This window comes from Microbacterium koreense (genome assembly GCF_042677105.1).
GTDB lineage: Bacteria > Actinomycetota > Actinomycetes > Actinomycetales > Microbacteriaceae > Microbacterium > Microbacterium koreense.
The window spans coordinates 176,153-196,870 of record NZ_JBHTIM010000001.1 but is presented as its reverse complement, the minus strand read 5'-3'; the positions used below and the strand labels follow the sequence as shown (position 1 = coordinate 196,870).

The 20,718-nt window shown below is 66.1% G+C and carries 18 protein-coding genes; 12 read left to right on the top strand and 6 right to left on the bottom strand.

Annotated elements, in window-relative coordinates; all coding sequences use genetic code 11:
• The first annotated feature begins 1 nt into the window (after window position 1).
• The 4 genes from ACFQZV_RS00830 (at window position 2) to ACFQZV_RS00815 (ending at window position 5,040) form a co-directional block, all read left to right on the top strand.
• The gene (locus ACFQZV_RS00830; RefSeq protein WP_378783228.1) at window positions 2-1,012 is read left to right on the top strand and encodes an ABC transporter permease; all 1,011 of its coding nucleotides are present in this window, start codon (window positions 2-4) and stop codon (window positions 1,010-1,012) included.
• 92 nt (window positions 1,013-1,104) lie between these two features.
• Window positions 1,105-1,872, top strand: a complete 768-nt coding sequence (locus tag ACFQZV_RS00825) for an ABC transporter permease (protein ID WP_378751317.1) — start codon at window positions 1,105-1,107, stop codon at window positions 1,870-1,872.
• Complete coding sequence (locus tag ACFQZV_RS00820) at window positions 1,869-3,290, top strand: ABC transporter ATP-binding protein (protein WP_378751315.1); 1,422 nt, start codon at window positions 1,869-1,871, stop codon at window positions 3,288-3,290. The genes ACFQZV_RS00825 and ACFQZV_RS00820 overlap by 4 nt, the downstream gene beginning before the upstream one ends.
• A gap of 196 nt (window positions 3,291-3,486) precedes the next feature.
• Window positions 3,487-5,040, top strand: coding sequence for a helix-turn-helix transcriptional regulator (locus ACFQZV_RS00815; RefSeq protein ID WP_378751313.1), 1,554 nt, complete (start codon window positions 3,487-3,489; stop codon window positions 5,038-5,040).
• Here the strand turns inward: ACFQZV_RS00815 and ACFQZV_RS00810 are convergent.
• Entirely contained in the window at window positions 5,023-5,835 is an 813-nt protein-coding gene (locus ACFQZV_RS00810; protein WP_378751311.1) for a patatin-like phospholipase family protein, read from the bottom strand. The two genes, ACFQZV_RS00815 and ACFQZV_RS00810, sit on opposite strands and share 18 nt — an antisense overlap.
• A 208-nt stretch (window positions 5,836-6,043) precedes the next feature.
• Here ACFQZV_RS00810 and ACFQZV_RS00805 point away from each other — a divergent pair, with 208 nt between their 5' ends.
• Window positions 6,044-7,162, top strand: coding sequence for a linear amide C-N hydrolase (locus tag ACFQZV_RS00805; protein ID WP_378751309.1), 1,119 nt, complete (start codon window positions 6,044-6,046; stop codon window positions 7,160-7,162).
• A gap of 44 nt (window positions 7,163-7,206) precedes the next feature.
• On the opposite strand, the gene ACFQZV_RS00800 is transcribed toward ACFQZV_RS00805, so the two are convergent.
• From ACFQZV_RS00800 to ACFQZV_RS00780, 5 genes are read right to left on the bottom strand one after another with little or no spacing between them, the layout of a single operon-like run.
• The gene (locus ACFQZV_RS00800) at window positions 7,207-8,319 is read right to left on the bottom strand and encodes an AI-2E family transporter (RefSeq protein ID WP_378751307.1); all 1,113 of its coding nucleotides are present in this window, start codon (window positions 8,317-8,319) and stop codon (window positions 7,207-7,209) included.
• Entirely contained in the window at window positions 8,312-9,637 is a 1,326-nt protein-coding gene (locus ACFQZV_RS00795; RefSeq protein ID WP_378751305.1) for a threonine/serine exporter family protein, read from the bottom strand. The genes ACFQZV_RS00800 and ACFQZV_RS00795 overlap by 8 nt, the downstream gene beginning before the upstream one ends.
• Window positions 9,634-11,208, bottom strand: coding sequence for a helix-turn-helix transcriptional regulator (locus ACFQZV_RS00790; protein ID WP_378751303.1), 1,575 nt, complete (start codon window positions 11,206-11,208; stop codon window positions 9,634-9,636). The genes ACFQZV_RS00795 and ACFQZV_RS00790 overlap by 4 nt, the downstream gene beginning before the upstream one ends.
• Window positions 11,209-11,243: 35 nt before the next feature.
• A complete protein-coding gene (locus ACFQZV_RS00785) occupies window positions 11,244-12,257 on the bottom strand; it encodes a linear amide C-N hydrolase (protein ID WP_378751301.1) in 1,014 nt (337 codons plus the stop codon).
• A gap of 51 nt (window positions 12,258-12,308) precedes the next feature.
• Entirely contained in the window at window positions 12,309-12,557 is a 249-nt protein-coding gene (locus ACFQZV_RS00780) for a LapA family protein (RefSeq protein WP_378751299.1), read from the bottom strand.
• A 203-nt stretch (window positions 12,558-12,760) separates the two neighbouring features.
• Between ACFQZV_RS00780 and ACFQZV_RS00775 the strand changes: the two genes are divergently transcribed.
• The 7 genes from ACFQZV_RS00775 to ACFQZV_RS00745 all read left to right on the top strand — a co-directional run bounded on the left by ACFQZV_RS00775 (window position 12,761) and on the right by ACFQZV_RS00745 (window position 20,693).
• Window positions 12,761-14,044, top strand: coding sequence for a metal-dependent hydrolase family protein (locus ACFQZV_RS00775; RefSeq protein ID WP_378751297.1), 1,284 nt, complete (start codon window positions 12,761-12,763; stop codon window positions 14,042-14,044).
• Window positions 14,045-14,137: 93 nt separating this feature from the next.
• On the top strand, window positions 14,138-15,550 hold the full coding sequence (locus ACFQZV_RS00770) for a glutamate decarboxylase (RefSeq protein WP_378751295.1): 1,413 nt from the start codon (window positions 14,138-14,140) through the stop codon (window positions 15,548-15,550).
• A gap of 68 nt (window positions 15,551-15,618) precedes the next feature.
• Window positions 15,619-16,332, top strand: coding sequence for a hypothetical protein (locus ACFQZV_RS00765; protein WP_378751293.1), 714 nt, complete (start codon window positions 15,619-15,621; stop codon window positions 16,330-16,332).
• Between the two features lie 41 nt (window positions 16,333-16,373).
• Complete coding sequence (locus ACFQZV_RS00760; protein WP_378751291.1) at window positions 16,374-17,390, top strand: DUF998 domain-containing protein; 1,017 nt, start codon at window positions 16,374-16,376, stop codon at window positions 17,388-17,390.
• On the top strand, window positions 17,390-18,061 hold the full coding sequence (locus tag ACFQZV_RS00755; RefSeq protein ID WP_378751289.1) for a GAP family protein: 672 nt from the start codon (window positions 17,390-17,392) through the stop codon (window positions 18,059-18,061). Before ACFQZV_RS00760 ends, ACFQZV_RS00755 begins: the two co-directional genes overlap by 1 nt.
• A 3-nt stretch (window positions 18,062-18,064) precedes the next feature.
• The gene (locus tag ACFQZV_RS00750) at window positions 18,065-19,717 is read left to right on the top strand and encodes a cation:proton antiporter (RefSeq protein WP_378751287.1); all 1,653 of its coding nucleotides are present in this window, start codon (window positions 18,065-18,067) and stop codon (window positions 19,715-19,717) included.
• Between the two features lies 1 nt (window position 19,718).
• Window positions 19,719-20,693: a multidrug DMT transporter permease gene (locus ACFQZV_RS00745; protein WP_378751285.1), complete on the top strand. Its 975-nt coding sequence runs from the start codon at window positions 19,719-19,721 to the stop codon at window positions 20,691-20,693.
• The last annotated feature ends 25 nt before the right edge of the window (window positions 20,694-20,718 follow it).

Genomic DNA, 20,718 nt, shown 5'->3' with positions numbered 1-20,718 from the left:
GTTGCATACTCGGATCGAGCGGCGCACGCGGGATGGTCGCCTCGGGCGGATCGGTGTCGGGGCAATGGCAGCGCGCCGCACGCTCGAGTCGCTGGTCGTTTTACTGGTGGTCTCGGCTCTGACGTTTTTTCTCGTCAACGTCGTGCCGGGAAACCCGGGGCGCAACGCGCTCGGTCCGCAGGCGTCTGCGGAACAAGTGGAGTCCTGGAACGCGGCGCACGGTGTACGAGCGCCGTCGCCGGAGCTGTACCTGGACTGGCTCCAGGGCTTCGTCACCGGGCAGTGGGGCACCAGCCTCGTCTACGGAGCTCCCGTGTTCGACCTTGTCATGGAACGGTTCACGAACTCGTTCTGGCTCGGCATCCTCGCGTTCGCCATCATGGCCCCGATCGCGATCGGCGTCGGCGTTCTGCAGGCGCGCGCTCGCAGCGCACGCGTGGACCGAACCACGACCGTCGGACTCATGGTGCTCGCCGCCGTGCCTGATTTCGTCCTCGGTGCACTTCTCTTGGTCACCTTCGGAGTGGTCTTCGACGTGTTCCCCATCCAGTCTGGAGCGCTGATGTCCGGCGGAGCCGAACAGAGACTGCGGGCAATGATGCTTCCGGCGTTGACGCTGGCGCTGGGGACGGTCTCGATCGTTGCGCGCACGACGAGGGCGGGCATCATCGATGAGCGGCGGGCATATCACTACCGAGTGGCAGAGCTCTCCGGGGTTCCCGAACGCACGCTGTTGACGCGCTACGTCGCGCGCAACGCGATGCTGCCGACGGTGGCGCTGCTCGGGCTGTGCTTCGGGGTGCTGGTGGCCGGCAGCGCGGTCGTGGAGACGCTGTACGGATACCCCGGATTGGGTGAGCTCTTGGTCACCGCGACACAGAAGAAGGACACGGCCGTCTTGACTGCCGGTGTCGTCGTCACCGGGGCCGTTTCGCTGACGGCGATCGCAGTGACCGACGTCATGGTCACCGCCCTCGGCCCGTGGCGGTCGGGAAGGAGGGTGATCGTATGACGCGTGATTTGTGGTCGCCGGAATCGGTTCACACAGCTCGGCGAGGCAGTTTTGCGCACGTCCGGCGGCTTGTGCGCAGACCGAGCTTCACGGTGAGCCTGGCGGTGATCCTCGCGTGGGCCACCATTGCGCTCGTGTGGCGCTGGACCGGGATCGATCCGTATGGAGACACCGGTCTGGCATTGGCGCCACCGGGGCCCACGCACTGGTTCGGGACGGACCACATCGGTCGCGATGTGTTCGCTCGCGTCCTCGCCGGCGCCGAGTCGGTTCTCGCCGTTGCGCCTGCCGCCACGATGATCGCGGTCATCGTCGGGACCGTGCTCGGGCTGTTCGCGGGGTACCTCCGCGGCTGGGCGGACTCCGTCGCCATGCGCGCTCTCGACGTGATGTTCGTTGCGCCGGCGATCGTGGTTCTCTTGGTGGCGATCACCGCGTTCGGTCGGAGCGCCATGGTCGTGATCATCGCGGTCGGGCTGATCCTCTCGCCGATGATCGCGCGCGTCGTGCGAGCGCAGGCGCTCGCCGAATCAGGCAAGGAATACGTGCTCAGCGCCCGCCTCCAGGGCGAGGGGACGGCGCGAATCCTTACGCGTGAGGTCCTCCCCAACGTGTGGCCGCACGTTCTCGTGCAAGCCACGCTCTGTCTCGGTGTCGCGGTGTTCGTCTCGACGTCACTGTCCTTCCTCGGCTTGATGGCCGCGCCGCCGTCACCGGATTGGGGCCTCGCGGTCAGCGAGAATCGTGCATACGTGCAAGGCGCATGGTGGACGGTTGCATTCCCGTGCCTTGCCATCGTCTCCCTCGTCGTGGCGACGACGCTCGTTGCAGACGATCTCGACGAGGTCGTGAGGCGATGAGTCTGCTACGTGCCCGGGGGCTCACGCTTGTTCGCGCCGATGGTCGGAGTCTCGTCGAGGGCGTCGACCTCGATATCGACGAAGGCCAGACGTTGGCGGTCGTCGGACCCTCGGGCGCGGGGAAGAGCAGCCTCGCGTGGGCGCTGGGCCGAATGCTTCCCCGAGGGGTCCGACTACAGGCACGACTCCTCGAGGTCGACGAGGTCGACGTGCTCCGGCTCAGCCGTGGCGGGGTTCGACGGTTTCGGCGTCATGACTTCGCAGTGGTGCCACAGGATCCGCTCCGCGCTTTGAATCCGACCTCGCGTATCGCGGCCCACGTCGCAGACGTGATGCCCCCCGATGCGCCCAGGGATGCCGTCTTCGCATGCCTCGCGGAGGTCGGACTCGCCGAGCCCGAGCAGATCGCACGGCGATTTCCGCGGGAGATCTCCGGCGGTCAGGCCCAGCGGGTGCTGCTCGCCATGGCGCTCGCGCGTCGTCCGCGGTTGCTCGTGCTGGATGAACCGACGAGTGGGCTTGACGGCCGTGCGCGCATCGATGCCTTCGCTGCGGTGCGAAGGTTGCAGCAGTCGCACGGCACCGCGGTGATGTTGATCAGCCATGACCAGGATGTCGTCGCCGATCACGCCGATCGGGTGGCGAAGCTCGAGGATGGTCGAGTCGTGGAGGTCCCCAAGCCATCGGGACCCGCACGCCCACTCCGCGTTCGAGCGGAACCCGCATGCGACCGCGGCTACGCTGCTCGGCGCGATGTGAGGACTCCTCCCTCGGCCGATGCCGGCGGGGCGCTGGTCGAAGTGTCCGCTCTCAGAGTCGTCCGGGGCGGTCGCAGCGTCCTCGACGGCATCAGCCTCCGAATCGCGCCCGGTGAGATCGTCGGACTCACGGGCCCGTCAGGAAGCGGCAAGACAACTCTCGCTCGGGCGATCACCGGACTTATCGATCACGACGGAGCCGTACTCGTGCGCGCACCGGATCGTCCGCCTCCCGTGCAGATGGTGTGGCAGAGCCCGGCGAGTTCGTTGAACCCGCGGCGGACCGTTCGACAGACGCTCCGTCGTGCGGTCACGCTCTTGAACGGCGGTCGAACTGTCAGCGAGCTGCTCGAGATGGTCGGTCTGGGTGAAGACATCGCGGACGGAATGCCGCATGAACTCTCCGGGGGACAGCAGCAACGTGTCGCGCTGGCCCGAGCATTCGCGGGCAGGGCCGCCCTCGTCGTCTGCGACGAGCCGACATCATCGCTCGACTCGCACGCGCGGGATGCTGTGCTCTCCGCGATCGCCGAGCTGCGAACGAGCACCGGCACGGCGTGCTTGTTCATCTCCCACGACCAGGAAGTTCTTCGACGCGTCGCCGACCGCGTCGTCCACCTGAGGGAGGGACGGCTGGTCGATACCGTGTCGACGTGGTGATCGTGCGGAATAGTGCGGCATGCTTACTTTCGGAGCCTGATCGCCGCATCTGCGCGGTTTCCCCCGGTCGGCTTCCGCGATCCGACGACGTAGCGGTACCACAATGCGGCCCCGTCCGGGCCCGGACGACCGAGGGGCGAGCGTCGCCGATCGGCTTCGAGCAGTTGCAGACGCCGGTAGGGGAAAGGATGACACGGTGGCGGGACTCTCGGGGGGATTGAACCTGAGCGACCCTGATCGGGCGAGACGTGAGCTTGCGCTCGCGCGGGCCACGGGGGATTCTGAGGAGATCGCCCGCGCCGCCATGGTCAACATCTGGCCGCTGTTGACAACTCACACCCAAGACCTGGTGTCGGCCGTTTCGGCCCTCGACATGCGTGTACTCGAACGGTATCCGGTGTTGCGCATCGTCCACCCGATGACCGCCGTGCTCGCGCGATCGCCGCGTCCCTTTCTCCCGTTGGTGTCATCAGAGAATGCCCGTACGAAGTCTGAGGAAGAGATCGACTTCGTCGTTCTCACGCAGATCATCGCCTACCGCACGAGCGGCGACATCACCGCGGCGCTGCGATACGCAGACCGCCTGGCTGATCGAATCGACAATGTCACGCACGCATCGCGTGATCGCCTCGACGGGCCGCGTTGGTACTTCCATCATCAGATCGCTGCAACGTACCTCGCTGCGGGCGACACCGCTCGCACCCTGCGCGAGCTCGCGACCGCGCGACAACTCGCGCGCCTTTCCGGCCAACCCGGCGCGGAACGGGCGGTCCTCGGCCGCGTCGCGCTTGCGCACGCGACCCGTGGCGCATTGGGCGACGCCGACGAGGTGCTCGCTGAGATCTGCACCCAGGATCCACCCACGCCTGCGCATGCATCGTCGAGTCTGTCCACGGAGAGCGTGGCAGCCGCTCTCATCGCCGTCGATCGTATGGCTGACGACCTCGATGACCGTCTGCGCGCCTTACCCGACTATGACTCCGTCGAACTGACGTGGCCGTTGGCGTTGCTTGCACGTACGCGTGCGCATCTTGCGCGTCACCAGCCCGACGACGCCGTCGAGGCGGTGCGGGTCGCCCGCGACGCCCACCCCGTCCGCCCGGGCTCGCTCGCGCACGACGTCATCACCGCCGCATTGATCAAGTCGTACCTCGCGCTGGATGACGTCGTGCGCGCCCGGACGGTGGCGGACGATGCGCGCCGCGCGGGCGTCCTGACCCGACTTGCGACGGTGAGGCTCGCGCTCGGGGAGGGCGATACGTCTACGGCAGACCGACTGCTGCGGATGACAGCCGATCACATCGCGCTCGGGCCCTTACAGCGTGCCGAGATCACCGTTCTGTCCGGTTGGTCAGAGCTCTTGCGCGCCGGTGCTCTCGATCGACAATCCGCACTCCAGATCTCTCGGGTGGTGGAGCGTCGGGACTTCCGGCGCCTGAGCACGATCCTCCCTCAACCCCTGGTGGACGCGGTCCGCGAGAGCCTGCCGGATCCGCGGACCGCCGAATTCGACGTCGCCGTCGGAACGCATCTCCGCGCCGATGTCGCGGTACGGCCATCTCTCACGCCGAGTGAGCTTCGGGTCTTGAAGGCGCTGCCGCGTCACGCCTCCAACGCGCCTTTGGCTGCGGAGCTCCATGTGTCGCTCAATACGGTCAAGACCCAGCTGCGTTCGGTCTACCGCAAGCTCGGGTGCGCGACACGCGAGGAGGCGGTGATCCAAGGTCAGAGGCTACGCCTCTTGGACTGACGGCGCGTCCTGATGGGACGCACGGGCCGAAAGGGCCGATTCGGCGGCCCTCCTGCCCTCTGCGACCAGCCGCGGAACGTCGCGCATGCTCCACTGGGCCATCCGATCCATCTCCGGCTGAATGAGTACGACCGAGGGGTCGGAGGCCAACGCGGCGGTGTTGGAGACGGTCCGCATCATCCGCACCGTCTCCCAGCGGGCGTGGAGGCGAACGACGATGACGCGCTCGGCGCCCAGCCCACGCGCCGCCGAGAAGGGGACATTGTCGACCATTCCCCCATCGGCCAAGAGTCGTCCGCCTACGCGAACCGGGGGCAACAGGCCCGGCACGGCGATGCTGGCACGCAGTGCGCGACTCAGCGGGCCATCGGCTATCGTCACCGCGCGCCGCGTGCGAAGATCCGTTGCGACTGCGCCGAACCGGCGGGGGAGTTGCTCGATCCGTGGGTCCTCGCCGAGAAGCTGCACCAGTCCGGTCGCGATCTCGTGGGTGTCGAGCAGACCCCAGCGTGGGGACATGTTCCAGCGCGCTATCCGACGCCAGCGGAACTCGCGAGTGACGGACTCGATCTGCGCGACTCCGAGACCAGCGGCGTAGGCCGCGCCCACGAGTGCGCCTGAACTCGTACCGGTCACGATACTCGGACGGATCCCGCGCTCTTCGAGTACCTGTAGTACTCCGACGTGGGCAGCGCCGTAGGCGCCGCCGCCGCCGAGGGCGAGGCCGAGGCCAGGTGTGTCTGTCGATGGTGGAGCATCGGTGCCGCGCGGCGACGTGGGGGGAATGACGGTCACGGCGTGACAGTAGCATTGCGGACCCCCGCGCGTGCGGCGTGTCTGTGCGTGTGAGAGAAGGGCGAAAGGCGGGCGATGCCTCAGGTCAATTGGGGGGTGATATGTGGTCCGAGCCGCCCTTGAGGACGGCGTCCGGACAGTACGTTACTGGCGACGTGACGCGGAAAGACGCGCCACGGTCCGTACTCATGACCTGAAAGGCATTGAGATGTGCACCTCTCTGCAGTACACCGACGTCGCCGGAGCCCCGTACTTCGGCAGAACGCTTGAGCTCGACATCGATGAACCCTGGGTTCTCGCCTATGTGCCCGCGGGGATGCCGTTCACCAGCGAAGCACCCGAGCACGACCCGGTCACATTCACCGGGAAGCACGGCTTCATCGCGGTGACCGCGCCGGCTCGGATGCCGACGAAGGAGGAGCCGCTGACACCGAACGACCTCAAGGTCATCGAGGGGCTCAACACCGAGGGTGTGACCTTCAGTCTCCTCGCCTACCCGTCCTCCGGGTCGGCGTCCGAGGCTGCCGCCAACACGCTCGCCGCCATCCAAGCGTGGGATCTCGGCTCGTGGATCCTCAGCCAGTTCTCGAACGTCGAAGAAGTCAAGGCGGGCCTGAGCGATCAGCGGGTGTACCTCACGCGGATCGCGTTGGTCGGCAACGCCGTCTTCCCGTTCCACCTCGTCGTCCACGACAAGTCCGGCGCGTCGATCGTGATCGAGTGGCATGACGGTGTCGAGAACGTCTACGACAACCCGACGGGTGTCATGACCAACGGTCCGACTTTCCCGTGGCACCTCACGAACCTGGGCAACTGGACGCACCTGACCAACGTCGACAAGTCACACGCGAAATTCGGTTCGCTCGAGGCGCGCCAGCCGGACTCTGGAATCGCGACGGCAACGCTCCCCGGCTCGCACACTTCGGTGGACCGGTTCGTTCGGGCCGTGTTCTACACCAACTTCGTGGAGAAGGTCGACGGTCCTGACCATGCGCTTGTGACCCTTTCTCGGATCATGGACAACTTCGATCGTCCGCGCGGCGCGACCACGAGCCCGCCGGACGCTGCGGCAGGAGAGGGCGTCAAATTCCAGGGGATCGACTCCGGCTCGTCGGGCCCGCCCACGGAGTACACCGTGTGGACGAACATGGCCGACTTGAACCGCGGCAGGTTCTTCTTCCGTTCCTACGACGCCTTCAACTGGACGTCGTTCGATCTCGCAGAGGTCGCGGCGAAAGCGGACGGTCCGCGCATTCTGTTGACCCCCCGACTTGACCCGATGGGGGGAGACGCCACCGAGGCGCTCCTGGCCGGGAAGGCCGCCTGACGTCGGTTCGGGTGTGAGGGCGGTGCGCGATACGCGCACCGCCCTCACACTTTCGCGTCCTGGCGCGGGAGTATCGTCCGCTTGCCGATGAGGAGTATCGACGCGGTGACGGGGATGGCGATCAATGCGCCCAGCAACCCGAGCAGCGTCCCTCCGGCGAGCGCCCCGATGACGACAAGTGCCCCGGGGACCGAGACCGCGCGGTTCATGACTCGCGGGGTGAGGACGTACGCCTCGAGTTGCATGTAGACGAGATAGCAGACGGCGAAGATGAGGGCCGGCACCCATCCCGTGAACAAGGCGAGCGCGGAGGCGATCCCCCAATAGAGCACCGAACCGATCAACGGGATGAGGGTGATGCAGAACGCCGCCAACCCCATGAGCAAAGGCACCGGAAGTCCGAGCAAAAGGTGCAGGAGGTAGGCGACGACGGCATTCGCGCCCGCGAGGATCACCATCCCGGTGAGATAGCCGCCGACCGAATCCGCGACGTCTTGGGTCATCTCAGCCACCGCGGTGCGGTGCCGCGCCGGTGCGAGCCTGACGAAGGCGTTCTTCATCTGGGGGAGGGAAGCGAGGAAGTAGAGACTCAGCACCACGGCGATGACGGCCCCGGAGACCACGCCCGTCGCCGTCACGCCTGCCTGCACGACGCCTTGACCTATCGTTGCGGCATGTCCGGGATCGGTCACGAAGGATGTGGCCTGGTCGATCAGCGAACTGGCATCGTCGCCCATCGTGGAGTCGAGCCATCGGTAGAACTCGGTCTTCTGCACCTCCGAGACCCAGGTCGGGATCGCTCGGACGACCTCCCTGATCTGGGCGAGCACCGTCGGCAACACCGCGAGAAGACCGAGTGCACCGAGCAGGACGAACGCCGCGATCACGACCACGATGCTCCAGGCCCGGGGCAGGCCGCGTCGCTCGAGACGGCCGACGACAGGCGCAAGGCCGAGAGCGATGAACAGCCCGAACGCGATGGAGATCAGCACGCCCGAGAGCTGCACGAACGCGAGGGACAAGGTGTACGCGAGCAGACCTCCGAGTGTCACCACGAATCCGGTCACCAGCGGACGGCTCAGCGACAACGATGCTGTGCGATCGGTGAGCTGCGAGGTGCCCTCGCGCGGTTCTGAGGGCGGGCGGGGGTCAGACACGGTCGGCTCCCGTCAGCGGGTGGGCTTTCCATCCGCGAACCATGGCCACCGCGTCCTTGCTCAATCCGGCGCCCAACATCATCCCGATGGCGATCGCGAGGAGAGACCCCAGCGTCTGCAGAATCGTGTCCGTGGCTCCTGCTGACCCGGCGGCTGCCTCGCTCAGGCCGATGAATCCCATCGATCCGGGCACCAGTAGCCAATACGCGCACGTCAGCATGACGGCGGGGGGCGGCGCAGAACGCAGCTGCCCGACGAGACGAACTGCGGGCACCACGATGAGCGCGCCGACCAGCCCGGACAGTTCCGCTCCGACGAGCAGGCTCCCGAGCAGCTGGGCAGAGTACGCCACGATCAAGGCGTAGAGGATCCAGATGAGTGATCGACGCGGAGCGGTGGAGTAGAGGTAGAAGCCGATCGCGACCAGAGCGATGCCTGCCCAGGGAGCCCAGGCGCCGAGCGTGTCGGGATGCCCGTCGACAGGGGCCGATGCGCCGGCCACGCTCAGACCTGCGTATACGCCGAAGGCGAGAAGACCCAGGCGCGCGAACCCGAAGACCATGCGACTGGCACCTGCCATCACCTGTCCTGCGGTCAACTCGACGGCGGCCACGGTGAGTGTGAGACCGGGAAGGAATGACACGAACGATGGTGCGACCAGGCGTAGAACGTCGTCGTGGACGAGTGGGCTGGCCAGTTTCGCGACGAGGAGGGTCACGGTGAACGCGGTTGCGACCGGGAGGATGAGCGACAGCGTCGGAAAGCGCGCTCCGATCTTGACGATCGTTCCGACCACGAGACCGAGGACGAGGTAGATCGGTAGCGCCGATGCGGTGGGGTTCAGGACGAGGCCGAAACCCATCGTCAACAACAGATAGCCGAGGATGCCGAGGACCCATCCGAATCGGGGAGGGAGGGTCGTCGCATGCTGTATCTCATCGATCACGTGGCGCGGTCCCGGCCGATCGGCGAGGGCACGACGAACGGTGTGATCGACTTCGCCGGCCTGATCGAGGCGAAGCGTCTCCTTCACCGCGGGGAAGATCGACGTTTGCGGCGGTGTGACTCCGGCGTCCTCAACGAGGACGAGGGTCGGCAGCACGAAGACTCGGATGTGAGGGTTGTCGTACCGTGCAGCGACTCTCCGCAAGGTGTCTTCGACGTCGCTGGTGGCCTGCGCGGACGACAGGAGTGCCGCGCCGATGACTCCGAGCATCTCGGGAACGTCGCCCGGTTCGTCAGGCGGAGCAGCCGAAGGCACGGTGGGGCTTCGGAAGGCGCTCAATGCGCCTCGAACGCGATCCGACAGCGAGGTCACGGCCGAGGGCTCCGTTCCCTGCCGGTGTGCTCGGCATCGGGATCCAACAGGTTGAGCCGGGCGCCGATGCGGATGGCATCGCCGCGGTTCGAGCATCCGAGCTTGCGGTACACGGCGCGAAGTTGTGATTTGACGGTGTTCGGTGACACATGGAACGTCTGCGCGATCGAGGCTGTCGTCGTGTGTGTGGCAAGAGCCTCGAGTACGCGCAACTCGCCGCGGGTGAGGGTCGGCGTCACTTCCTGGTCACCGTGCGGAAGGTCTCCGATCGCCATCAGCGTCGACGTGCGATCCTCGCCGTTGAGCGCGTCGCTGACGGCGCGGGCCACGTTCGCCGGCACCGACGCGAATACCCGTCTGGCGTTTCCCTGACGCGCGATGCGCGACAGTTGCAGCGCGCTGGGTCGCTCGAGCGTTCCGGTGTGCGCGAGCTCCATCCAGCCTGACAGCACGAGGGCTTCTGCGCGTGCCCCGGGACTCAGAGACCTGTCGTGGAGCAGCCGGCGGAGTGCGTCGCTCGCCAGGCTCCAGCGGGAGCTTTGAATGGCAAGCCTCGCGGAAGCCAGTTGGGTGAGGTAGCCGACGCTCGCGCTGGGGTCTGCGATCCGTTGCGCATACCGCAGGTCACCGTTCGCGCAGTGTGCTTCGATCGACATCGCGGCGATGACATCGGATGCGAACGCGCCATGCTGCGGCGGGTGGGCGTCGCGAGCGAGTCGGATCGCTTCGAGAGCGTCGTCGGGGCGCTGTTGAACGATCCGGGCGCGTGCGCGCGCGAGCAACGCGAATGCCCATGCGAGTTCGATGCTGTCGTAGGGTTCGAGCTGCGAGAGACGATCGTCGAGGTCTGCGTCCATACGCTCGACGGCGACAAGGGCAGCGGCAGCGCGCTCAGTGGACAGCGCAGAACGCTGATGTCCAGGCGTGGGGCGGGGGTGCTCCTTCACCTCGTCCAATGCCGCGGCGGCGTCGTCGAGTGAGCCGCGCACCGCATACGCGAGGGCGGCGCGCCCGACGGTGAGGCGCTCGGCGTCTGGCTGCTTCGACAGTCGCGCCAGTTGCCTGGCCGTCGCAAGCGCCTGCAACGACGCAGCCGAGTCGCCGGCGGCGAGGTAGGTGGAGGCGATCTGATGGTGGAAGTACCACAACGGGCCGTCGACGCGATCGCGCGCCTCCACTCCCTCCTGTTGGATACGTTCGCTCAGGCGTCGCGCATAAATCAAGCTTGCTGCCACGTCCCCGCTGAAGCGAAAGCAGACGATCTGGGTGAGCGTGAGGATATCGAGCTCGTCCTGGGACATGCGTCGCGCATCGTCCGGGTAGACCAGCGGTTTGAAGGGCCGGTTGGTGCGCGCGAGGACGGGAGTCATGGGATGGAGGGCGCGGAGCACGGGGTATCGCTCCAGAACGTGCGCAGGGAGCGATTCGACGGCTGCGACGAGGAGTGAATAGTGGGCGCTGAACAAGGGCCAGACGTTCATCATCGCCGATTCCGCGACGGCATCTGCTCGTCCACTCGCCAGAGCGTGCTCCAGCTCCGAGCGGGCTCGCCCCTCATCCCGGAAGTTCATCGACGCGCCGCCGTCATCGCCCTCTCACCCGCAGGTCATCGGCCGCGCGTTGCGGCTTCGACGGTCGAGAGTGTCAGGAATTGCAACGCGTCCGAGGGCGCAAAGGCGGCACTGACGTTGCCGGCGAGCCCACCTTCGATGGCAAGACCGCTTCCGAGGTCGAGCAGGCGTTGGCCGGACCCCTCCGCGAAGTCGACGTCGTCGAGATCCACCCACACGATGTTCGGGCGGGTCGCGGACTCGAACACGTAGCGCCGACGTGTCAGGTCCGCGACGACCTGCCAGATGGTCTGCGAGACGTCGGGGCGTCCGGGATCGGGGAGCCGGTAGGGCTGCGCGGTGTTGCGGATGACGCTGAACATCGATGCGATCGCTTCGATCTGTGTCTGCGGTTGGGGAAGTCGTTCCACGTAGTACGTCGCGCGGGCGAATCGATCGGGTGCTGCGGTCGTGCCCGGAAGCGGTCGGTCGCCTCCCCACGCATCGATCTCGCGAAGCAGCTCCAGCTGGCGGTCATACGTCGGAGAGTTCGTCATGACCCGGTAGGCGCGATCGTGGTGGATCTGCATCCTGCCGTCGACGTATTCGAAGATCGCGGAGTCACCCGTGGCGTCGTCCAGCGCAAGATGAATCGCGGGGACCTCGCCGCTGACGGGATCGGCGAGGGGCACCACCTGCACATCAGCGGCACGTGCCCACGCGACGGCTTCGGCGACGGTCGAGAAGAGGTCCAAGAAGTACTGCAGCCAGACCGCCTGGCTCAACGCAGGCCGCGATGTCTCCAGTTCGCCGTATGTCGACTCCGCGAGCCACAGCACATGGCCGGCCAGTCCCGCCTCGTTGATGCCGTCGACGGTGATCATGTCGAACGCGGTGGCGACGACACTGCCGTGTCGCGCCGTCCACGCCATGGTGTCGCGCACGCCGTCTGTGCGTCGGATGCCCCGCGGCAGTATCCAGAGATTCGTCGCGAGGTCCCGGTGATAGTCCATGCTCCGAGCGACGATGACCGAACCGCCGGCATCGGGCCATACGACACGTGTGCACATGTGCTGTCTTCCTGTTCTATGGACAGCGACCCATGCCGCTGTCCGTATAAGTCACTTCTTGCGCGGTCGGAACCAGGGAAAGAGTGAGCCGATCACGACGCCCGCGATCAGGACCGCGAGGAACCAACCCCACGCCGGCATCGTGAACTGGAGGAACAAGAACCGAAGAGTGGCCGGCCCGACGTTGGAGAAAACGAACATCAGGGCGGCGATCGAGATCAGGATCGCGGCGATCGCGCGTCCGTTCACCGAGGACGCCGACGAAGCGTCAGCACCGTCCGAACGTTGCTGGGTTGCCATCGAGATGTTCCTTTCTGAACATGTGTCGGTGCGGGAATATGCACGCGGCGGCGTCAGCCTAGCAATGGACGCCGGCGCTGCAACCGCGCGGGTGACAGGGCCCAAACCCGGGTGAACCAGCGGGTGATGAACCGGATGAGGGCGTGGGGGAATTCCCTCGATCAACGCGATCCGGCGTACCCGCGCGGCCTAATCTCGCCATCGTGTCCACCTCTCGCACGTCACCCGGCCGGATCATCCTTCGCGATGTCCGTGTGTTCGATGGTGTCGCGGAGCGGACTCTGGACAACGCTGACGTTCTGCTCGAAGGCGGACGGGTGATCGCCGTCTCGACCTCTCCCGTCGCTCGCGATCAGTCCGACGACGTCCTTGAGATTCAGGGTCGCGGTCGCGTCCTCATGCCCGGGCTCAGCGATGCGCATGTCCACGTCATGGGCAACGCCAACGGCATGAATGACTTTCTGCAGGCCGCGACGGGGCGGCTGTACGGGAACACGATCGCTGAAGCCGGATCGATGCTTCAGCGAGGGTTCACCACGGTGCGAGACATGGGTGGCGACACCGCGCCGATCAAGGCATTGATCGACGAAGGCCGCTTTCCCGGGCCTCGGATCTTCCCGAGCCAGGCGATGATCTCGCAGACTTCCGGACATGCCGACTTCTCCTTCGTGTACGACGTTCCGGAAGAGTTCGGTGGGCGGCCATCGCGGATGGAGGACCTCCACTTCACGCGCGTCGCGGACGGTGTTCCGCGCGTCTTGACGGCCGTTCGCGAACAACTTCGTCAAGGGGCAAGCCAGATCAAGCTGACGCTCGGCGGCGGAGCAGCCTCGATGTACGACCCACTGAGCACGCTCCAGTACACGACGGATGAGATTCGTGCCGCGGTCGAGGCCGCATCCGACTACGGCACGTACGTCGCCACGCACGTCTACACCCCGGCCGGGATCGCGCGAGCACTCGATGCGGGCGTACGGTCGATCGAGCATGGGCACCTTGCCGATGAGGAGACCGTGCGGCGCATCGCGGATGCCGATGCGTGGTTGTCGATCCAGCCTTTCGCCGAGGACGATCACCACTATCCCGACCCCATCCGTGCAGCGAAGAACGCCGAGATCTGCCAGGGCACCGCCCAGGTGTACGGGTGGGCGCGTGACCATGGCGTCAATACGGCGTGGGGAACGGATCTTCTCCTCGAGCCGCAAGCGGCGGCGCGCCAGAGCGTGATGGCTGCCCGTCTCGGTGAGTTCTACAGCAACGTCGAAGCGTTGCGAATGCTGACGTCTGGCAACGCCGCGCTGTGTGAAGCGGCCGGCGAACGCAACACGTATCGCGCCGCGAAACTCGGCGTCATCGCTGAAGGCGCGTGGGCAGACGTCCTGCTCGTGGAAAAAGACCCACTCGCCGACCTCTCCGTGATCGCCGACCCGGAGACCAACTTCACGCTGATCATCAAGGGCGGTGAAGTCGTCAAGAACGCGCTCTGAGTGCGTTCGACGACGTTCCGACCATTCTCACCACTGGCTAGAACACCGCCCGACCGACCCGACCCGAAGAAGAAGAAAGATCAAGGAGCGACCGTGACCACCACAAATAACAGCAGGGCACGTCAGTCGACCAATGTCGACCCCACCCTGAGCCTGAACCCGGTGTTCGTCCGCCCTGGCGAGGCGACGGAGTTCGACAAGTTCACCCTTCCCCCGGGGCCCAGCCTGCCCGAGACGGCGTATCAGATCGTTCACGACGAAGCGATCCTCGATGGCAACTCTCGCCTCAACCTCGCGACTTTCGTTTCGACGTGGATGGACGACGAAGCGAAGAAGTTGTACGCCGAGGCGGCCGACAAGAACATGATCGACAAGGACGAGTACCCGGCCACGGCAGCGATCGAAGACCGATGCTGGCGGATTCTCGCCGACCTTTGGCATGTGCCGGACAAGAACGACACGATCGGTACCTCGACGATCGGCTCCTCCGAAGCGTGCATGCTCGGGGGTCTTGCGCTCAAGCGGCTCTGGCAGGAGAAGCGCAAAGCGGAGGGCAAGCCCTACGACAAGCCGAACCTGATCATGTCCTCTGCCGTCCAGGTCGTCTGGGAGAAGTTCTGCAACTACTGGGACATCGAACCGCGCTACGTTCCCGTGAGCCCCGACCACATCATCCTCGACGGCTACAACCTCGAGGACTACGTCGACGAGAACACGATCGGCGTGGTTGCGATCCTCGGACAGACCTTCACGGGTCTCTACGACGATGCCGTCGCCATCGCGAAGAAGCTCGACGAAATCCAGGAGAAGACCGGCCTCGACGTCAAGATGCACATCGACGGCGCATCGGGAGCGATGGTTGCGCCGTTCTGCCAGCCGGACCTCGAATGGGATTTCAAGATCGACCGCGTGAACTCGATCTCGACGTCAGGGCACAAGTACGGGCTCGTCTACCCCGGTGTCGGGTGGGTCGTCTGGCGCAACACCGCGGTGTTGCCCGAGAGCATGATCTTCCACGTGAGCTATCTCGGGGGCGACATGCCGACGCTCGCGCTGAACTTCTCGCGCCCGGGATCCCAGGTGCTCTTGCAGTACTACCAGTTCCTGCGCTTGGGATTCGAGGGATACCGCGAGGTGCAGCAGAACTCGATCGACGTCGCGACGTACCTCTCGAGCGAGATCGCCAAGATCGGTCCGTTCGAGTTGGTCAGCAAGGGCGACACGATTCCCGTGTTCGCCTGGGTGCTGAAGGAGGGCTACACCGACAAGTGGACGCTCTACGACCTGGCGGACCGTCTGCGCATGAAGGGGTGGCTCGTTCCTGCGTACCCGATGGCCGATGACATGGCGGATGTCGTGCTCCAGCGCATCGTCGTGAAGGTGGGCTTGAGCCGTGACCTCGCTTCCGCGCTGCTTGCGGACATCAAGGGTGAAGTGGCCTACCTCGACTCGCTCACGGTCGCGCTGCCCGACTCGGCGAGCTCCGGTTCGCACTTCCACCACTGATGAGGCGGTGGCGGGCGCCATCGGCGCCCGCCACCCTCCTCTGATCCATCCCGCACCAGGAGATGACCATGAGTTCACCCGCGGCGACCGCACCGACATCGCGACCTGGCTTCCTTCTCCCGACTGTCACGAAGCAGTGCTGGGGGTTCATGATCGGGGCGTCCTTCTTCGCGATCGGGTCCGCACCCGGGCTCAGCGGATTGTTGGGCGCGAACGGCGCCAACATCCTCTTCTTCATCGGGGCGTGGTTCTTCACCGGCGCGGGCCTGATCCAGCTCTTCCTGAGCGGTGCCGTGGCGGTCAAAGTTTCCTACGCACCTGGGCGCATGGTGCGCGCCGAGTGGTTGGCGGCGGCTACGCAGACCTTCGGGACGCTGATGTTCAATGTGAGCACGTCCGCTGCGTTGTACGCGAAGTCGATCTCTGCGCAGGAGCGGTTCGTGTGGAATCCGGACGCGGGTGGGTCTGTCGCCTTCCTCGTGAGCGGGGTGCTGGCGTGGATCGCGTACGCACACACAGCGAAGATCTGGGACCTTGGGCGGCGGGCGTGGTGGTCGGTGCTGCTCAACTTCATCGGCTGCGTCGCGTTCGGGATCTCAGCGGTCGGCGCGTACATCCTGCCGGACGGCGGCGTCTTGGACAGCCAGTGGGCGAACTGGGGCACGTTCATCGGTGCGATCTGCTTCTTCCTCACGTCGCTGGTGATCCTTCCCTGGTGGGATCGCAACCGCGCAGCCGGGCGTCCGGTCGCCGGTGAGGACTATGAGCCTGTCGTCCAATGAGCGTCGCTCCCCGTCCATCGCGGTTGCGTGCGGTCGCGCGTATGGATGATGAATCACTGGCCATCACGGCGGGTGCGTTGGCCTTCGGTGTGACGGCGCTCGTGGCACTCGTGGTCTTCGGGGGCAACGAGCTCCCCATCGACGGGCGCGGGTCCCTCGGTGAATTCACCGCGATCGCAGGCGCTGTCGCGGCGGCGATCGCGTTCGCCGCCTCACGCGTGATCCCACGCCGCAAGGTCGACGGCTCGAACGTGCAGGGGCCGATTCGTTGGTTCGACCTGATAGCCCTGTCGCTTGCACATGGCGTGATCGCGCTCTTGGGCTGGATCGGCGCCGCGACGATCATGGATCACAGTTTCGTGGGTGCCACCGTCTTCGCCTCGCCCGCGGTGATACTCGCGGCGGCGGGGGCTGCGTTGAGTGCCTATCTGGCGTTCGTGAGCGGTGCGAACCTCTCGTCGGGTCAACTCTCCATCGTGCTGGCGGTCTTCCTCGTGGTCGGTGTCACCGCGGCGATGTTGAGTTCGAACGACCCGCAGTGGTGGCAGATGAATCTCTCCGCCTTGGGAATCACGCATGACCTGTCGTCCCTGACCTTCAATCTGACGCTCGTGATCTCAGGGGTGATCGTGACGACGATCGCCCGCGTCGGTACGGCTGCCCTCCCGACCTCGACGAGCGCCGAGAGGCGTCATCGACTGCTGGTCAGGGTGTTCTTCATCCTCCTCGGGGTGTTGTTGGCCTGTGTCGGGATCTTTCCCGTCGATCGGTTCTTCCTTCTCCACAACACGGTGGCCACAGGAATGTCCGTCGCGTTCGCCGTGCTCGTCATCGCTCTGCCGTGGTTGGTGCCCGCGATGCCGCGCGTATTCCTCGCGCTCGGATTCGTCTACATCGCGGTGATCATCGCGCTCGCGCTCATGTTCTTCTGGGGGGTCTACAACCTGACCGCGGTCGAACTGGTGTCGGCCGTTCTCATCTTCAGCTGGATCATCCTCTTCCTTCGGAACGTCCACGCGATCGCGCGCACGACGGATCAGCCTGTTGGGGCGCAGTGATGCTGGTCGTGCTCGCCGACCTGCTCACGTTGGGTGTCGCGGTGGCGATCAGTCCGCTCGCGATCGTGACCGTCACCCTGATGGCGACCGCCGGTAAAGGGCGCACCAACGGCACGGCTTTCATCCTCGGCTGCTATCTCTTCGCGGTGGTCTTCGTGGGCGGGCTCGTGGTGCTCGGCCGAGCCAGTGGCACGGACGACCCCGATTCCGGCCCGCACGTCGCCGTCGACATCGTCGAGATCATCCTCGGCGGAGCGTTGCTGGTCCTCGCGGTGATCCAATGGCGAAGGCGGGGCCGCCACACGACTCCGGCGTGGATGACGCGGCTTGACGGGCTGACGATCGGAAAAGCCTTCCTGGTCGGGGTGCTCATTTCGGGGCCGCTGTCGCCGAAAGACCTTCCCCTTCTCGTTGCCGCGGGCGGGCGGATCTCGCAGGCCCCTCTTCCGGTGGCGGAGGTCGTCGCGGTCGTCTTGGTGTTCGCGCTGATCGGGGTCTTGGCCGTGGCGGTTCCGTGGCTCGTCAGTGTCCTTGCACCTGCCCAGGTCGAGGCGCGGCTGACAGGTATGCGTGTGTGGCTCATCGCGAATCACTCCGTGATCATGATGGTGTTGTTCACGATCCTCGGCGTGAAGCTCATCGCTTCCGGTGTCATGGACTTGGCGGGTTGAACGATGCCGACGGATCTGCTGCTCGTCCTGATCGCCGGTGTGATCGCGATCGTCTTCGCGAACTCGATCGCGAGCAAGACCGGTGTGGCCGGCCCTCTCGTGCTCGTGGTCGTCGGGGTGATCGTGAGCCTCGTTCCCGCCGTGCCCGCGATCACCATCCCGCCTGAACTGATTCTGGCCGGCGTGCTTCCTCCGCTGCTCTTCTCGGCTGCGGTATCGGCGCCCGCCATCGAGTTCCGGCGTGACATCACGGCGATCGGGGGTCTCTCGGTCCTGCTCGTCGTGGTGAGCGCGCTCGTGCTGGGTGTGTTCTTCTGGTGGGCGATTCCGGGGCTCGGATTTCCGCTTGCTGTCGCGCTCGGAGCGATTCTCAGTCCGACCGATGCGGTCGCCACATCGATCGTCAAGCGACTCGGTGTGCCGCGACGGGTCGTGACCGTTCTCGAGGGAGAGTCGCTGCTCAACGACGCGTCTGCTCTGGTGCTCCTTCGCACGGCCATCGTCGCCGCCGCATCCGGGTTCTCGTTCCTCGCAACGCTGGGAGAGTTCTTCTGGGCGGTCCTGTCTGCCGTCGTCGTGGGGGTCGTCGTCGGCTTCCTCGCGCTCCGGCTTCGTCACTGGACGACCAGTGCGACCGCGAACACCGCGCTGGGGCTGACGGTTCCCTACCTGGCCTATCTGCCGACGGAGGCACTGGGCGGGTCCGGACTGGTCGCCGCCGTGGCAGCGGGCGTGGTGTGCGGGCAGGGGGCGGTCAGGTGGCTCACGCCTGAGCAACGACTCTCCGACGCGTCGACATGGCGGACGATCGAGTTCGTGCTCGAGGGCGCGGTGTTCCTGATGATGGGGCTGGAGTTGTACGGCATCGTCCAGGGCAACGTGGCGGCAGATGGCGGCGTCGCCAAGGCGCTCGGCATCGCCGCTCTCGCCTTCGTCGTGATCGTCCTCGTCCGGGCGGCGTACGTCGTGCCGATGCTCAGTCTGCATACGCGTCACGTCGCCCGCGCTCGGCGGCGACGAGTGCGGGCCGAGCAAGAGGCGGCTTCGGTGCGACAGGAACGCCGCGCGGGGCGCGCGCGAGTCGACCTCGACTATTTCGACGCGTCGCCTTTGACGTGGAAGCACAACACGATCATCGTTTGGGCAGGGATGCGGGGCGCGGTCACGCTCGCCGCCGCGCAGACCCTGCCTCAGGCCACGCCGGAGCGCGATCTGCTCGTATTCATCGCGTTCTTGGTCGCGGCAGGGAGTCTGCTGCTGCAAGGCCTCACCCTTCCCGTGCTCGCAAAAGCCCTCGGGCTGCGCAGAGAAGCTGCCGCGGGGCCCCCGCGAGCGGAAATCCGCATGCTCGACGGCGACTTGCGGGCGACTGCCCGCGCACGACTGAGCTCGGGCGGTATCGCGCGAGCGGATGGGTCACCGTTCCCCGAGGGATCCCATGTGCGTGTCCTCTCACGACTGGGAATGGATGCCGATCTTCAGGGCGATGGGTCCATAGAGTTCGAGCTGCAGCTCGCCGTCATCGGCGTCATGCGTGAACGCCTTCACGAGCTCGGACGATCGGGTCGCTACAGCACGGCCGCCCTGCGGTACGTGCTGGATGAGCTCGATGCATCCGAGATCAGCGCGAGACTCCACCTCGAAAGCGAGGAGTGACGTGGGCCCTGCGTCCGTGCCTCTCGCAGGCATCGCCCTTGCTCTGTTGTCCGCGGCATCGCTGGCCGTCGGCAACCTCCTCCAGGCCCGCGGCGTACGGATCATGGAGCAGAAGGCGGCGACCGGAGCCGGCGGGTCGAAGGCCTCACACCTCGTCAGAAACCGATGGTGGCTGATCGGCGGAGTGCTGCTCGGCACGGCGATCCTGCTTCAGCTCGGAAGCCTCACGTTCGCTCCGCTGATCGTCGTGCAACCGATCGGCGTCGCCGCCCTCGTCTTCACGGTGGTGTTGTCGGCCGTCTTCGCTCGCCGAGCGCCGTCTGCGGCCGTGGTGCGCGCCATCGCCGTGTGCGTCATCGGCGTCGCCGCTTTCGTGACGGTCGCTGCGCTCGTGAGTTCGCAACACCCGATCACCGACACGCAGCTCATCGCCGTGCTCTCGGTGCTGACCGGCGTTCTCATCGTCGCCGGCGGCGTGTGGGGCCTGGGCCGGAGTCGACCCGTTCCACCGATCGCCTGGGTGCTGCTTGGTGGAGTGCTTTCGGCGTTCGTCGCAACGCTCGGTAAGACCGTGATCTTGCGTGTGCAGTCGGCGCTGCGACACGAAGACTTCCGCGTCGACACGACGAACCTCCTCACGATCGGGTGCTTGTTCGGCATCGCGATCGCCGGAGGTCTGTCGATCTACTTCGTCCAACTGGCGCACGCCGCGAACCGGCCGGAGGTCGTCGTTGCCGGGCTTACCGTCGTCGACCCCGCGGTAGCGGTGGTTCTCGGTATCACCATCCTCGGCGAGGCAAGCGGTGCCCCGTTGTGGGCGGTCTTCGCGTTCGCCGGGGCCGGTACGGTCGCGATCGCGGGCGTCTTCATGCTTTCGCGTGCCGACAGTGACCGGCCGCCGGTGACCGCGATGTCGTCGCACGTGGAGGGCGGCCGTCCACCGAACGTCGGCGCTGGGGAGAACTCGCCAGGGTGACGCCGGTGGTATGAAGCGGGTGATG